11 protein-coding genes are annotated in these 15,492 nt (G+C 70.9%); 4 read left to right on the plus strand and 7 right to left on the minus strand.

Annotated elements, in window-relative coordinates:
- The gene (locus tag DEJ27_RS10320; RefSeq protein ID WP_111090878.1) at nt 1-2,139 is read left to right on the plus strand and encodes a 3-hydroxyacyl-CoA dehydrogenase NAD-binding domain-containing protein; all 2,139 of its coding nucleotides are present in this window, start codon (nt 1-3) and stop codon (nt 2,137-2,139) included.
- Between the two features lie 106 nt (nt 2,140-2,245).
- On the opposite strand, the gene dxs is transcribed toward DEJ27_RS10320, so the two are convergent.
- The 5 genes from dxs to dut form a co-directional block, all read right to left on the minus strand.
- Nucleotides 2,246-4,183, minus strand: a complete 1,938-nt coding sequence (dxs, locus tag DEJ27_RS10325; protein WP_111090879.1) for a 1-deoxy-D-xylulose-5-phosphate synthase — start codon at nt 4,181-4,183, stop codon at nt 2,246-2,248.
- 199 nt (nt 4,184-4,382) lie between these two features.
- Nucleotides 4,383-7,220, minus strand: coding sequence for an aconitate hydratase (locus DEJ27_RS10330; protein ID WP_111090880.1), 2,838 nt, complete (start codon nt 7,218-7,220; stop codon nt 4,383-4,385).
- Nucleotides 7,221-7,348: 128 nt separating this feature from the next.
- Complete coding sequence (locus DEJ27_RS10335; RefSeq protein WP_258370337.1) at nt 7,349-8,086, minus strand: DUF3159 domain-containing protein; 738 nt, start codon at nt 8,084-8,086, stop codon at nt 7,349-7,351.
- Nucleotides 8,087-8,196: 110 nt separating this feature from the next.
- On the minus strand, nt 8,197-8,919 hold the full coding sequence (locus DEJ27_RS10340; protein WP_232536646.1) for a DUF3710 domain-containing protein: 723 nt from the start codon (nt 8,917-8,919) through the stop codon (nt 8,197-8,199).
- The gene (dut, locus tag DEJ27_RS10345; protein ID WP_071403948.1) at nt 8,916-9,407 is read right to left on the minus strand and encodes a dUTP diphosphatase; all 492 of its coding nucleotides are present in this window, start codon (nt 9,405-9,407) and stop codon (nt 8,916-8,918) included. The genes DEJ27_RS10340 and dut overlap by 4 nt, the downstream gene beginning before the upstream one ends.
- A 63-nt stretch (nt 9,408-9,470) precedes the next feature.
- Between dut and DEJ27_RS10350 the strand changes: the two genes are divergently transcribed.
- Nucleotides 9,471-9,902 (plus strand): DUF3093 domain-containing protein, encoded by a 432-nt coding sequence (locus DEJ27_RS10350; RefSeq protein WP_110859581.1) that lies wholly within the window; start codon nt 9,471-9,473, stop codon nt 9,900-9,902.
- A 105-nt stretch (nt 9,903-10,007) separates the two neighbouring features.
- Here DEJ27_RS10350 and DEJ27_RS10355 read toward each other — a convergent pair whose 3' ends face one another.
- Nucleotides 10,008-10,307, minus strand: a complete 300-nt coding sequence (locus DEJ27_RS10355) for a DUF4193 domain-containing protein (protein ID WP_017886098.1) — start codon at nt 10,305-10,307, stop codon at nt 10,008-10,010.
- A 298-nt stretch (nt 10,308-10,605) separates the two neighbouring features.
- Here DEJ27_RS10355 and sepH point away from each other — a divergent pair, with 298 nt between their 5' ends.
- Entirely contained in the window at nt 10,606-11,634 is a 1,029-nt protein-coding gene (gene sepH, locus DEJ27_RS10360; protein WP_181430134.1) for a septation protein SepH, read from the plus strand.
- A 33-nt stretch (nt 11,635-11,667) separates the two neighbouring features.
- On the opposite strand, the gene DEJ27_RS10365 is transcribed toward sepH, so the two are convergent.
- Nucleotides 11,668-12,834, minus strand: coding sequence for an alkaline phosphatase family protein (locus DEJ27_RS10365; RefSeq protein ID WP_181430135.1), 1,167 nt, complete (start codon nt 12,832-12,834; stop codon nt 11,668-11,670).
- 43 nt (nt 12,835-12,877) lie between these two features.
- Here DEJ27_RS10365 and DEJ27_RS10370 point away from each other — a divergent pair, with 43 nt between their 5' ends.
- A complete protein-coding gene (locus tag DEJ27_RS10370) occupies nt 12,878-15,364 on the plus strand; it encodes a DNA topoisomerase (ATP-hydrolyzing) subunit A (protein WP_111090883.1) in 2,487 nt (828 codons plus the stop codon).
- Nucleotides 15,365-15,492: the final 128 nt, after the last annotated feature.

Genomic DNA, 15,492 nt, shown 5'->3' on the forward strand with positions numbered 1-15,492 from the left:
ATGACCATCGTCGACAATGACCGACTGGCCGAACTCAGCGAGGACGAGGTCGTCACGCACTCGTTCGTCAAGCACGTCACGATGCCTTCGGGTGGCACGCTGGCGCTCATCACGCTCGACAACGGCAAGGACTACAAGCGGCCGAACACCCTCGGGCCGCGCACGCTCCGTGAGCTGTCCGGCGTGCTCGACACCCTCAAGACCGAGGCCGCCGCCGGCACGATCCAGGGCGTCGCGATCACCGGCAAGGAGTACTGCTTCGCCGCCGGGGCCGACCTGTCCCAGGCAGCGGCGGTCCCGTCGCGCGAGGCCGCCCATGACCTGGCCGCCCTCGGGCACGCCACGCTCCGCAAGTTCTCCGACCTCGGGGTGCCGTCGTTCGCGTTCGTGAACACCCTGGCGCTCGGGGGTGGGCTCGAGATCGCCCTGCACTGCACCTACCGGGCGTTCTCGTCCGCGGCGCAGGGCATCGGGCTCCCCGAGGTGTTCCTCGGCATCATCCCCGGCTGGGGCGGCGCGACGCTGCTCCCCCGCCTGATCGGCCCGGAGCGCGCGCTCCGCGTCATCGTCGAGAACCCGCTCAAGAACAACCGCCTGATGGACGGTCCGGCCGCGGTCGAGATCGGCATCGGTGACGTGCTCGTCCCGTCCGTCACGTTCCTGCCCTCGGCGGTGGCGTGGGCGGACGGCGTCATCACCGGAACGACCAAGGTGGTGCGGAAGAACGAGCCGGGCATGCTCGAGAAGGCCGCCTGGGGCACCGTCGTCAAGGTCGCCCGCGGACAGGTCGCGTCGAAGATCGGCACCGTGCCGAAGTCGCCGTTCCGGGCGCTCGACCTCGTCGCCGCCGCCAAGTCGGGTTCGCTCGACGAACGCTTCGCCGACGAGGACGAGGCCCTCGCTGACCTCATCTCGGGCGACCAGTTCGCCGCGTCGATGTACGCCTTCGACCTCGTGCAGAAGCGTGCGAAGAAGCCCGTCGGCGCTCCCGAGGGTGTCGATCCGAAGAAGATCACGAAGGTCGGCGTCCTCGGCGCCGGGCTGATGGCTTCGCAGTTCGCGCTGCTGTTCGCCCGACGCCTGGGCGTCCCCGTCGTCATCACCGACGTCGACCAGTCGCGCGTCGACGCCGGCGTCGAGCGGATCCGCGGCGAGGTCGCGAAGCTGCTCGACAAGGGCCGGATCTCCCCCGACGACGCGAACCGCATCACCGCACTCGTCAGCGGGTCGGTGTCCTACGACGCCTTCGCCGACGCCGACTGGGTGATCGAGGCGGTCTTCGAGGAGATGACCGTCAAGCAGGAGGTCTTCCGGAAGATCGAGCAGGTCATCGCACCGGACGCGATCCTCGCCACGAACACGTCGTCGCTCTCCGTCGACGAGATGGCATCGGTCCTCACCAACCCGGAGCGACTCGTCGGCTTCCACTTCTTCAATCCGGTCGCGGTGATGCCGCTGCTCGAGGTGGTGCGCGCGGCGAAGACCTCGGACGAGGCCCTCGTCACCGCCCTCGCCGTCGCGAAGACCCTGAAGAAGACCGCGATCATCACCGCGGACCAGCCGGGCTTCGTCGTCAACCGCGTGCTCGCGCGGGTGCTCGGCGAGGCGATGCGCGGCGTGGAAGAGGGCACCTCGTTCGACACCGTCGCGCAGGGTGCCGCACCGCTCGGCCTGCCGATGTCACCGTTCGAGCTGCTCGAGCTCGTCGGGCTGCCGGTCGGCGCGCACGTGCTCGACTCGCACCACGCGGCCTGGCCGGAGCGCTTCTACCCCGGTGACGGCCTGAAGAGGATCGCCGAGCACGGGACGATCCTGACCCGCGACAAGAAGGGCAACGCGACCGGGTACGACCCCGCCGCCGTGAAGCTCGTCGCGCCGTCCAAGAAGGACGCGAAGCCGGTCGACGCCGCCGAGATGCAGCGCCGGTTCGAGGACGCCCTGGCCGACGAGTTGCACCGCATGCTCGAGGACCGGGTCGTCGAGCACGTCGAGGAGATCGACCTCGGGCTCATCCTCGGCGCCGGCTACCCGTTCCAGGCCGGTGGGATCAGCCCGTACCTCGACCGTTCCGGTGCGTCCGAGCGTGTCTTCGGCGGCACGTTCCACCAGCCCCGGATCGTCGGCCCCGCTTCCCGCTAGCGCCATCACGCAAAACACCGGTGTTCGCGCACCGAACACCCGCAAACCGCGGCGTGGAGCGCGAACACCGGTGTTTTGCTGACCGGACCCCGACCGGGCCGAGCCGTCAGCGGTCGGACGCCGCCGACTCGCGGGACCGCGCGGGCTTCGCCTGCGGCAACTTCGTCCCGACGACCTGGTCGATGACGTCGCGGGCGATGGCCTGCGCCGTGAGCCCCGCGTCGGCGAGGATCTGCGACCGGGTCGCGTGGTCGATGAACGCGTCGGGCAGCCCGAGCTCGTTCACCCCGGTGTCGACCCCGGCAGCGCGCAGGTCCTGCCGCAGCCGCGTCCCGACGCCGCCGACCCGCACGCCGTCCTCGATGGTGATCACGAGCCGGTGCGTCCGCGACAGCTCGATCAGCGACACCGGGATCGGCACCACCCAGCGCGGGTCCACGACGGTGACGCCGATGCCCTGCGCCTCGAGCAGCGCCGCGGCCTCGAGTGCCACCGGCACCATCGACCCCACGGCGACGAAGAGCACGTCCTCGACGTCATCCGCGGCGGCGTGCAGGACGTCCACGCCATCGGAGAGACGACGGACAGCTTGGATGTCCGGTCCGACCTGCCCCTTCGACCAGCGCAGCACGGTGGGGGCGTCGTCGACGGCGATCGCCTCGCGGAACTCCTCACGCAGTGTCGAGGCATCGCGGGGCGCGGCGATCCGGATCCCCGGCACGACCTGCAGCAGCGCGAGGTCCCACATGCCGTGGTGCGAGGGGCCGTCCGGGCCGGTGATGCCGGCGCGGTCGAGCACGAACGTCACGCCGGCCTTGTGCAGGGCGACGTCCATCAGCACCTGGTCGAACGCGCGGTTCAGGAACGTCGCGTAGAGCGCCACGACCGGGTGGAGTCCCCCGTAGGCCAGGCCCGCGGCGGTCGTCACGGCGTGCTGCTCGGCGATGCCGACGTCGTAGACCCGGTCGGGGTGCTGCTCCTGGAACAGGTGCAGCCCGGTCGGCCGGAGCATCGCCGCCGTGATCGCGACGACGCGCTCGTCCTCCGCTCCCACCGAAGCCAGCGTCGACGCGAACACCGAGGTCCACGACGGGCCCGACGCCGCGTCGAGCGACTCCCCCGTCTCCGGGTCGATGTGCCCGACGGCGTGGAACTGGTCGGCCTGGTCGCGCAGGGCGGGCTCGAAGCCGTGGCCCTTCTCGGTGATCGCGTGCACGATCACGGGAGCGCCGTACTCCTTGGCCTGCCGGAGCGCCGCCTCCATCGCCTGCTGATCGTGCCCGTTCACCGGGCCGATGTACTTGATGTCGAGGTTCGAGTACAACGCCTCGTTGTTCGTCAGCCGCGACAGGAAGCCGTGCAGGCCCCCGCGCATGCCTCGGTACACCGCACGACCCGGAGCGCCGAACCGCGCCGCCACGGCCTGCGTGCCCTCGTACAGGGCCCGGTACTCGCGGCGGGTGCGCACGGAGCTCAGGAACCGCGCCATGCCACCGATCGTCGGGGCGTACGAGCGGCCGTTGTCGTTGACGACGATGACCAGGCGACGGTCGTTGTCATCGGAGATGTTGTTGAGCGCCTCCCACGTCATGCCGCCGGTGAGCGCACCGTCCCCGACCACCGCGACGACGGTGCGGTCGGTCTGCCCGGTCTGCCCGAACGCGCGGGAGATGCCGTCGGCCCACGACAGCGACGACGATGCGTGCGAGGACTCGACGATGTCGTGCTCGGACTCCCTCCGCTGCGGGTAGCCGGCGATGCCGCCGCGTTCGCGCAGCTTCGAGAAGTCCTGGCGCCCCGTGACGAGCTTGTGCACGTACGACTGGTGCCCGGTGTCGAAGACGAACGGGTCGTTCGGCGAGTCGAACACGCGGTGCATCGCGAGCGTCAGCTCCACGACGCCCAGGTTCGGCCCGAGGTGCCCACCGGTCTTCGCGACCTCGGCGACCAGGAAGCGTCGGATCTCGGCGGCGAGGTCGGTCATCTGCGCGTCGGAGAGACGCTTCAGGTCGCGCGGCGACGTGATGCTGGCGAGCAGGCTCACGGGCGCTCCTTTCGTGGGGCTGTCGGGCCACTCTATTCTCGTGCGCTCCCATTCAACCGACCTCGCAGGCTCGGTCGGCGCTGGCACCGCGCGCCGCTGGCGCGTCGCATCACGCGGAGCGCGCGGGAGGCGCGGTGCCAGCTGGCACCGCGCCTCCAGGCCGGTCGTCGGTCGCGTCAGCGACCCGTGCGCACGACGCTCAGACGAGCGAGCGGAGCACGTACTGCAGGATGCCGCCGTTGCGGTAGTAGTCGGCCTCGCCGGGGGTGTCGATGCGGACGACCGCGTCGAACTCGATCGGCTGCTTGCCGGCCGGCGAGTGCTCGCTCGGCGTCGCGGTGACGTGCACCGTCTTCGGGGTGCGGCCCTCGTTCAGCTCGGTCAGCCCGGAGATCGAGACGACCTCGGTGCCGTCGAGCCCGAGGGACTCGACCGTCTCGCCCGCCGGGAACTGCAGCGGGACGACGCCCATGCCGATCAGGTTCGAGCGGTGGATCCGCTCGAAGCTCTCGGTGATGACCGCACGGACACCGAGCAGGTTCGTGCCCTTGGCGGCCCAGTCACGGGACGAGCCGGAGCCGTACTCCTTGCCACCGAAGATGACGAGCGGGATGCCCTGCTCCTGGTAGTGCTGCGAGGCGTCGTAGATGAACGACTGCGCACCGTCCGGCGTCGTGAAGTCACGGGTGTAGCCGCCCTCCACGCCGTCGAGCAGCTGGTTGCGCAGACGGATGTTCGCGAACGTGCCGCGGATCATGACCTCGTGGTTGCCGCGACGCGAGCCGTAGGAGTTGAAGTCCTTGCGGTCGACGCCGTGCTCGGCGAGGTACTGGCCGGCGGGGCTGTCGGCCTTGATCGAACCGGCCGGCGAGATGTGGTCGGTCGTGACCGAGTCGCCGAGCTTCGCGAGCACCCGGGCGCCGGAGATGTCCGACACCGCGTCGGGCTGCATCGTCATGCCCTCGAAGTACGGGGGCTTCCGGACGTAGGTCGACTCCTGGTCCCACTCGAAGGTGTCGCCGGTCGGGGTCGGCAGGTTCTTCCAGCGGTCGTCGCCCTCGAACACGGAGCCGTACTCGTGGGTGAACATCTCGGTGTCGATCGACTCGTCGATGACCTGCTGCACCTCGGCCGCGTCGGGCCAGATGTCGGTCAGGTAGACGTCGTTGCCGTCCTGGTCGGTGCCGAGGGCGTCCTTGTCGAAGTCGAAGTGCATCGACCCGGCGAGGGCGTAGGCGATGACCAACGGCGGGGACGCCAGGTAGTTCATCTTGACGTCGGGGTTGATCCGGCCCTCGAAGTTGCGGTTGCCCGAGAGCACCGCGGTGACGGCGAGGTCGTTGTCCTGCACGGCCTGCGAGATCTCCTCGGGCAGCGGGCCCGAGTTCCCGATGCAGGTGGTGCAGCCGTAGCCGACCGTGTAGAAGCCGAGCTGCTCGAGGTAGGTGGTCAGACCGGCCTTCTCGTAGTAGTCGGTGACGACCTTCGACCCGGGCGCGAGGGTGGTCTTCACCCAGGGCTTCGCGGTGAGGCCCTTCTTCGCGGCGTTCCGGGCGAGGATGCCCGCGGCCATCATGACCGACGGGTTCGACGTGTTCGTGCACGACGTGATCGCGGCGATCGCGACGGCACCGTGGTCGATCGTGAACGGGTCGCCGTCGGCGATGGCGACCGAGGTCGGCTTCGAGACGGTGCCGGGCGCGCTCGAAGCGTGCACGGGTACCTCGGACCCGGGGGCGTCCTGCAGGTCGTCCACGGCGTGCTCGTCGCCGGGGCCCGCGGCCACCGGGTCGGACGCCGGGAACGTGTCGGCGACGGCCTTGTCCTCTTCGCTGTGGTCGATGCTCGCGTAGTTGGCGAGGTCGACCTCGAACTGGTCCTTGGCCTTCGACAGCTCGATGCGGTCCTGCGGACGCTTCGGGCCCGAGATGGACGGCACGACCGTGGAGAGGTCGAGCTCCATGTACTCGGAGTAGTTCGGCTCGACCGAGGCGTCGTGCCACAGCCCCTGGGTCTTGGAGTACGCCTCGACCAGGGCGATCTGCGCCTCGTCGCGACCGGTCAGCCGCAGGTAGTCCAGCGTGACGTCGTCGACCGGGAAGATCGCTGCCGTCGAACCGAACTCGGGCGACATGTTGCCGATGGTGGCGCGGTTGGCGAGCGGGACGGCGCCGACGCCCTCGCCGTAGAACTCGACGAACTTGCCGACGACGCCGTGCTTGCGGAGCTCCTGCGTGATGGTGAGCACCACGTCGGTCGCGGTCACGCCGGCCGGGATCTCACCCGAGAGCTTGAAGCCGACGACCTTCGGGATGAGCATCGACACGGGCTGCCCGAGCATCGCGGCCTCGGCCTCGATGCCGCCGACGCCCCAGCCGAGCACGCCGAGGCCGTTCACCATCGTGGTGTGCGAGTCGGTGCCGACCAGGGTGTCCGGGTACGCGTAGGTCTCGCCGTCGAAGTCACGCGTGTAGGTGACCTTCGCCAGGTACTCGATGTTCACCTGGTGGACGATGCCGGTGCCCGGCGGGACGACCTTGAAGTCCTCGAACGCGGTCTGGCCCCAGCGGAGGAACTGGTAGCGCTCACCGTTCCGCTCGTACTCGAGGTCGGTGTTGCGCTGCAGGGCATCCGTGCTGCCGAACAGGTCGGCGATGACGGAGTGGTCGATCACCATCTCGGCCGGGGACAGCGGGTTGATCTTGTTCGGGTCGCCGCCGATGTCCGCCATGGCCTCGCGCATGGTGGCGAGGTCGACGATGCACGGCACACCCGTGAAGTCCTGCATGACGACGCGCGCCGGCGAGAACTGGATCTCGGTGTCGGGCTCCGCGTCGGGCCGCCAGGAACCGAGCGCCCGGATCTGTCCCTCGGTGACGTTCTTGCCGTCCTCGGTGCGGAGGAGGTTCTCGAGCAGCACCTTCAGGCTGTAGGGCAACTTCTCGTGCCCGGGAACCGAGTCGATCCGGTGGATCGCGTAGTCGACACCCCCAACCGACAGTGTGTCCTTCGAGCCGAAGCTATTGACTGCAGCCACCGTGCCGCCTCCCTACTGATCGGTTTGCCCTCATCCTCGCGGGCCGTGGACCGTCCCACCAGCAAGGCAAACCTAATCCCGAGAACGCGTGCGCGCCCTGCGAGAACTATCTTGATGTCGAGAGAACTCTACACCGGGGCGACGTCGTCGCGTCGGACGAACACGGTGCGGACCAGCAGCCACGTCACCCAGAGCACCGCCGCGTACAGCGGCACGCCGAGGATGAGCTTCAGCCCGGCGAGCAGTTCGACCTGCGCCGTCAGGTACAGCGGGACCTCCACCGCGAGCCGGACCGCGAACAGCCCGACCCAGATCCAGGTGGCGACCGTCAGCACGCGGCGCTTCACCGGGTCGGCGCGCCAGTCGACGTGCGAGCCGTCCTCGTTCGCCGGCAGCAGGAAGCCGACGACGAGCCCGATGAGCGGCCAGCGGATCGCCAGCGTGATCAGCAGCCCGACGAGCCAGACGGCGTTGATGACGATCCCGGGGATGAAGTTGCTCTCCGCGCGGCCGGTGATGAGCGCGAGGCCGGCCGAGACCGCGACGCCGAGGATGCCCGCGAACGACATCGTCACCGACTGCCGCTGCAGCAGCCGGAGCACCACGAAGACCAGGCCGACCGCCACCGGGATCACGACGCTCGGCACGAGCTCCTTGGTGATCGCGTAGACGACCAGGAACGCGAACCCGGGCAGCACCGACTCGGCGAGCCCGCGCACCCCGCCGACCGCGCCGAGCAGCGCCCGGCCGGACGGTGCCTCACCGGGTGCCACGCGCGCGATGCCGGCGTTCTGCACGGCGTCGCGGAACTGCGCGGAGAAGGACGGCGGCACCGACGGCTCGGCCGCCGGTGCCGCAGCCGGCATCGCCGACGGCTCAGCCGCCGGTGCAGCGGGGTGGGAGCCAGCCGTCTCGGGTCGTGGGGTGTCGTCGTGGTCCGGCACCGGGCCTCCAGGCGGGGTTGGTCGTCGGTCGGTCAGATCGCGGTCTGCGTCGACTTGGGCATGTGCAGCGGGATGAGGTCGCGCGGCGGCATCGGCGTCGTGCCGCGCACGACGACGACGCTGCGGAACAGCTCCTCGATCTCGCTCGCGTCGTCGGGCTGCTCGGCGGCCTTGCCGGCGATCACGCCGCGCAGGAACCAGCGCGGGCCGTCGACGCCGACGAAGCGGGCAGGGCGGGAGCCGGCGGTGCCGCCGTCGCCGTCCACGGCGACCGGGACGGACGCGCGGAGCTCGGGACCGAACGGGCCGTCGACCTCGGTCACGACCCCGCCCTGGCGCTCGATCTGCTCGGCGATCTGGGCGCGGATCTCGTGCCACAGACCGGTGGACCGGGGCGCCGCGAACGGCTGGACCTGCAGCGTGGACTCGTCGTAGTCGAGCCCGACCGCGACGACGCGCTGCGAGCCCTCCTCGACCTCGAGGCGCAGGTGCAGGCCCTCGCGCGGGAGCACCTTCACCCCGCCCAGGTCGACGTAGGGGCGGACCAGGTTCGCCTCGGTCTCGTCGTGGGGGCCGTTCTCGGCCCGGTCCTCCGGAGCGGACTTGTCCGTCGGGGCGACCGCGTCGACCTCGTCGAGGTCCGCGTCGGCATCCGTCGCGATGTCGACCTCGGGGGACGTGTCCGCGACCTCGATGTCGTCGGTGACGGCGTCCGCCACCTCGACCTCGTCCCGCTTGCGTCGGCCGAACTTCATGCGCGCGTTCCTTCCTGAGCGTCTGCGGCGGCACCGGTCACGGCGTCGCTCCGGTCACCGTAGCCCGACGAGCCGAACCCGCCCTGTCCGCGGACGCTGTCCGGCAGGTCGTCGACCCGGGTGTAGGTCACCTGCGGCACCGGCATCACGATCAACTGGGCGATGCGGTCGCCGACGTGCACCTCGTACGGTTCCGTCTGGTCGGTGTTGAGCAGGGCGACCTTGATCTCCCCGCGGTAGCCGGAGTCGACGGTGCCGGGGCTGTTCACGATCGTGATGCCGTGCTTCGCCGCCAGGCCGCTCCGCGGGACCACGAACGCGGCGTACCCCTCGGGCAGCGCGATGCGCAGACCCGTGGCGGCCAGGTGTCGCTCCCCCGGCTGCAGCACGAAGGCCTCGGTGGAGACGAGATCGGCACCCGCGTCGCCGGGGTGGGCGTGGCCGGGAGCGTGCTCCCCGGTCCAGAGGACGTCGACTGGTTCGGTCACGTGACGAGGGTAGTGCAGCCGTGACCGTTCCGTGACCTCGCTCGCTCGTGATCGAATGGACCCGTGACCCTGTACCGCGAACGACTCTGGGCCCCGCCCGCCCTCTACCTGGCGACGGCGCTCGTCATCCCCGCCACCCTGCTCGTCTTCCTCCCCATCAGCGTCCTGGCCGGCGTCCTCGTGGCGATCGGGATGGAGCTCGGGGTCCTGGTCCTCCTGTGGGCACTCGCACCCACCATCGAGGTCACCGACACCGAGTTCCGCGCGGGCAAGGCCCACCTCCCCCGCACGCTCGTCGGCACGACCGAGGCGTTCGAGGGCGCAGCGGCCACCGAGCAGCGCGGGCCGGCACTCGACGCCCGCGCGTGGACGCTCTTCCGCGGCTACGTCCGCGGCGTCGTCAAGGTCGAGGTGCGCGACGACGCCGACCCGACGCCCTACTGGCTGGTCAGCGTCCGGCACCCCGGCAAGGTCGTCGAGGCGCTGCGGTCCTGACGAACCACGACCAACGGCCTGGAGGCGCGGCTCGGCCCCGCCTCGCAGCACACGACGAAGGCCCCGCATCCCTGGAGGATGCGGGGCCTTCGCTGATCGTTGCGTCTAGAGCGAAGCGCACTCCGCGCAGACCGGTCCGAGCTTCGACTCGTGGTCGAGCTGGGAGCGGTGCTTCACGAGGAAGCACTCGACGCAGGTGAACTCGTCGACCTGCGGGGGCAGCACCACGACGTCGAGGTCGACGTCGCTGAGGTCCTGCCCGGCGAGTTCGAAACTGCCGGGGTTGTCGGAATCATCGTCGACGACCCCCGACATCTTGTCGGGAACGCGCTCCTTGAGGGCCTCGATCGACTCCGAGTCGGAGTTGTCGTCGGTCTTCCGGGGGGCGTCGTAATCGGTGGCCATGCCCATCCATTTCTCGTATCGAGAGGTCGTCGCCGGGTGATCGGCGGCGACAGTTTGCACCACGCCCCGCCAGAGCGCAAACCGAGTGCTGCGGCGGGTCGTGCTGGCTGTGCAACCCACGACCGGAACCGGACATTCCCGACACCCGTTGCCGGAGTGCCGCGTCCTCGCGATCGGCCGTGCGGATGTCCGCGGCACGCCCGTGCGCCTCCCCGGAAACCGCCAGTCGCCCCTGCATACTCACGGGGTACGACAGCAGGACCGTACGCGACGCTGGGAAGGCGGAACCATGCAAGACGTGAGAGTCATCGGAGTCGAGTCCGGCGCACTCCTCCTGGCGACCGACGGCGGCACCGAGTTCCGGTTGCCCGTCACGTCGTCGCTGGCAGGACAGGTGCGCCAGGCGAACCCCGACGCCGGTCCGCAGAAGCGGGTCTCCCCCAAGGACGTCCAGGCACGCATCCGTGGCGGCGCCGACGCCGCCGACGTGGCCGCCGCGCTCGACGTCGACGTCGAGTACGTCCGCCGCTTCGAGGGGCCGGTCCTCGCCGAGCGCGCCTTCATCCTCGACGCCTCGCACCGCGTGCCGGTCACCCCGGTCGACGACGAGTCCCCCGACACCTTCGGCCCCGCGATCACCGCGAAGCTCGAGGCCGGAGAGGCCACCGCGATCACCTGGGGCTCCTGGAAGCACCCGGAGAGCGGTTGGCAGGTCCGCGTCCGCTACACCGCGGGCGAGGTCGAGCACGACGCCCAGTGGCACTTCGACCCGAAGACCTCGACCCTCGCGCCGGACAACGGTGACGCCCACCGGCTGTCACACACCGACGACGAGGGCATCGCCCCGCGCCTGCGTGCGGTCGAGTTCGAACAGCAGGACGACGACGGCACCCGCTTCGACTCCGGCGCCTTCCGCGTCGACGAGCCGGAGCAGCCGGCCGCCGAGCCCGAGCCGTCCCAGCACGCGCCGCTCCGTGCACCGCTGCCCCGCATCGGCCAGGCCGCTGTAGAAGAGCGCGCTCCCGGCAACGAGACCGCCGACCTGCTCGAGGCGCTGCGCCGTCGCCGCGGTGAGCGCGAAGCAGCGTCCTTCGGCGAACAGCGCGACGAGCCCGCCCGCGGTACCTCCATCAGCGTCGTCGACATCCCGCTGCAGGGCTTCGAGGACGGCGGGGCGCACGACACCGCACCGCAGTCCGCCGACGCCCGTCCGGCGTCGGCGCCGGAGTCCGAGAGCCGCGGCGAACGCAAGAAGCGCAACCGCCGCTCGATGCCGAGCTGGGACGAGATCGTCTTCGGCACCCGTCCGGACGACGACCCCGCCTGATCCGCACGCCAACCGACCGTTGGCGCTGACGTCCTAGAGGGCGAACGCGCCGGCGAGCCGGAGCGGCACGATCGTCTCCTCGTCGGTCATCGCGCCGTGCTGGCCGATCATGCGCTTCGGCGTCTCGTCCTCGCGCAGGGCACGGTCGTCGTTGAACGCCCACGAGCCGCGCGCCACGACGAGCACGTCACCGATGCGCGGCAGCACCTGGTCGGACACGTGCCCGAACCACCCGGCCTCGATCGCCTCGGCACGGCTGGCGACGTAGGCCTTCTTGCCGTAGCGCGCCCGGAACGCGCCGACGAGGGCGCGGACGTCGGTGCCCGGTGCGACGGTGAGCTGGCGGCAGCGCGGGTCGCCCGCGATGCCGACGACGTCGGTGAGCAGCAGCGGGTCGATGGCGATGTTCGCGTGGTCCGGCACGTCGAGCACACCGTGGTCCGCCGTCACCAGGACCCCGACGTCGTCGGCGCCGCGGGCGTCGAGCCGGGCGAGTTCCCCGTCGAGCAGCTCGAGGGCGGCCGTCCACCGGTCGGACTGCCAGCCGTACTTGTGCCCGATCGAGTCGAGCTCCGGCACGTACAGGTAGACGAGCGAGCGGCCGGTGGTGGTCTCGGCCAGTGCGGCGTCCACGCGCTGCGGAACGGTGTCCGCCGACACGTACCGAGCGCCGCCGAGCACGTTCGCGGTCATCCCGGACGAGCGGTACCGGTCCGGCCCGACGACGACGGGGTCGAGCCCGAGCTCCGCGGCCCGGGTGAACAGGGTCCGGGTCAGGAACCAGTCCGCGGGGACCTCGGTGTCCCAGCCGCCCAGCAGGTTCATCACGGCACCGGTGTCCGGGTTCCAGCCGCTGTAGCCGACGATGCCGTGGGTGCCGGGCGAGCGGCCGGTGGTCAGGGTGCTCAGGGCGGCCGCGGTCGTCGTCGGGAACCCGCTCCGCAGCTTCTTCGCGGTGCCGGTGCCCTTCGCGCCGGTCAACCAGCGGGCGTGCCCGGCGCGCGCCGCCAGCGCGGCGGAACCGAGGCCGTCGACCAGCACGACGATCGCCGCGCGGGCGGGGCGGAGGGTGATCCGGGCCTCCAGGCCGTCGTTCCGCAACCACGCGTCGTCCGCAGCGCCGAGCGCCACGAGGCAACTCGGGAAGACGTCGGCGAGGTTCGCGACGGCGTCGGGGGCCGTCGGTACGCTTGTTCCCATTCCACGAGTCTTCCAGACGACTCCGGTTCTCCAGAAAGGTGCCATGGCACGCACGGACGTAGTCGGCCTGCCCGACGGTGAGCGCATCGAGGACGTCGACGTCTCCGAGGAGATGGAGGGCTCCTTCCTCGAGTACGCGTACTCCGTCATCTACTCGCGGGCGCTGCCCGACGCCCGCGACGGCCTGAAGCCGGTGCAGCGTCGCATCCTGTACCAGATGGCCGAGATGGGGCTGCGGCCCGACCGCGGACACGTCAAGAGCGCCCGCGTCACGGGCGAGGTGATGGGCAAGCTGCACCCGCACGGCGACGGCGCGATCTACGATGCGTTGGTCCGCATGGCCCAGCCGTTCACGATGCGTGTGCCGCTCGTCGACGGCCACGGCAACTTCGGCTCCCTCGACGACGGTCCCGCAGCAGCCCGGTACACCGAGGCCCGGCTGGCCGAACCGTCGATGGCGATGACCGAGGGCCTGGGCGAGGACGTCGTCGACTTCGTCCCGAACTACGACAACCAGATCATGCAGCCGGGTGTCCTGCCTGCGGCGTTCCCGAACCTGCTCGTCAACGGCGCCTCCGGCATCGCGGTCGGCATGGCGACGAACATGGCGCCGCACAACCTCGGCGAAGTGGTCGAGGCCGCGAAGCACCTGCTCATGAACCCGCAGGCCAGCCTCGAAGAGCTCATGGAGTTCGTGCCCGGCCCCGACCTGCCGTCCGGCGGCACGATCGTCGGGCTCTCCGGGGTCCGCGACGCCTACGCCACCGGCCGCGGCTCGTTCCGCACCCGCGCGAAGGTGAGCGTCGAGAACCTCACCCCGCGCAAGGTCGGGCTCGTCGTCACCGAGCTGCCCTACCTGGTCGGCCCCGAGCGTGTGATCGAGAAGATCAAGGACGGCGTCCAGTCCAAGAAGCTCGTCGGCATCTCCGACGTCAACGACCTGACCGACCGCAACCACGGGCTCCGGCTCGTCATCGGCATCAAGAGCGGGTTCAACCCCACCGCCGTGCTCGAGCAGCTGTACAAGCACACCCCGCTCGAGGACGGCTTCGGCATCAACAACGTCGCGCTGGTCGGCGGGTCGCCCCGCACCCTCGGGCTGCGCGAGCTGCTCGACGTCTACGTGCAGCACCGGCTCGACGTCGTCACACGCCGGTCGCAGTACCGGTTGGCGCGGCGCAAGGAACGGCTGCACCTGGTCGAGGGCCTGCTCATCGCGATCCTCGACATCGACGAGGTCATCCAGGTCATCCGCACCTCCGACGACTCCGAGGCGGCGCGCAACCGCCTGCGTGACGTCTTCGACCTGTCCGAGGTACAGGCGGAGTACATCCTCGAGCTGCGCCTGCGCCGCCTGACGAAGTTCTCGCGGATGGAGCTCGAGGCCGAGCGCGACCAGCTGCTCGCCGACATCGCCGCCCTCGAAGAACTGCTGGCGTCCGACGAGCGACTCCGCGCGCAGGTCGCCCTCGAGCTGACCGAGGTGTCCGACAGGTTCGCCACCCCGCGCCGCACGCTGCTCACCGAGGCCGACGCCCCGGTGAAGGGCGGTCGGAAGGCCGCGGTCGACCCGGAGTCCCTGCAGATCGCCGACTCCCCCTGCCGCGTGCTGCTCTCGACCACCGGACGGCTCATCCGGGTCGACATCCCGACGTCGGAGCTCGGCATCGTCCGCGTACCGAAGCGCTCGAAGCACGACGCCGTCCGCTCCGCCGTGGTGAGCACGGTGCGGGGGCAGATCGGCGCGATCACCTCGACCGGGCGGGTCCTCCGGCTCTCCCCCGTCGACGTCCCCGCCGTGCCGCCCGCGGCGGTCCGACTCGACGCCGGCGTCCGGGTCACCGACTTCCTTGCGCTCACCAAGGGCGAGACGGTCGTGGCGATCGTCGACCTGTCCGGCGCGTCGTCGGACTCGCTGGCGATCGGCACCGCACACGGCGTCGTGAAGCGCGTCGTGCCGGGTGCGTGGCCCGACAAGCCGGAGTTCGTCGCGATCGGCCTGAAGCCCGGCGACCACGTGGTCGGCGCGGCCCAGGCGCCGGAATCGGACGACCTCGTGTTCATCAGCTCCAACGCGCAGCTGCTGCGGTTCCCGGCGTCCGTCGTCAGGGCGCAGGGGCTGCCCGCCGGTGGTGTGGCCGGCATGGCCCTCGCCGACGGCGCCTCGGTGATCTGGTTCGGCTCGGTCGCACGCTCCGACGACGCCGTGGTCGCCACGGTGTCCACCACCTCGACCGCGCTGCCCGGCACCGACGCCGGTCGCGCCAAGGTCTCCGCGCTGTCGGAGTTCCCGGCGAAGGGCCGTGCCACCCAGGGTGTCCGGGCGCACGCGTTCCTGAAGGGCGAGGACGGGCTCACCGTGGGATGGGCGGGCATCGCGCCGCCGCACGCCGTCGGCACCGACGGCGCCGCACGGACCCTGCCCGACTGGCTGTCGAAGCGCGACGGGTCGGGCGCCCCGCTCGAAGCGGTCATCGGCTCGATCGGCGGCAGCGCCGCGACGCTCGACGGCACCGCCGGCGAGGCGTAGGCGCGCGCCGGCGTCCGCCACCGGCCGTCCGCCGACGGCCGCCGGCTGTCCGCGAGGTGTCGCGGACGCGGCGCCGTTTCGCGCTGAGCGACACCTCACGGACCGGCGGCCGCGTGGACTGTCGCTCG

The sequence above is a fragment of the Curtobacterium sp. MCPF17_018 genome (assembly GCF_003234135.1).
In the GTDB taxonomy this organism is placed as follows: domain Bacteria; phylum Actinomycetota; class Actinomycetes; order Actinomycetales; family Microbacteriaceae; genus Curtobacterium; species Curtobacterium flaccumfaciens.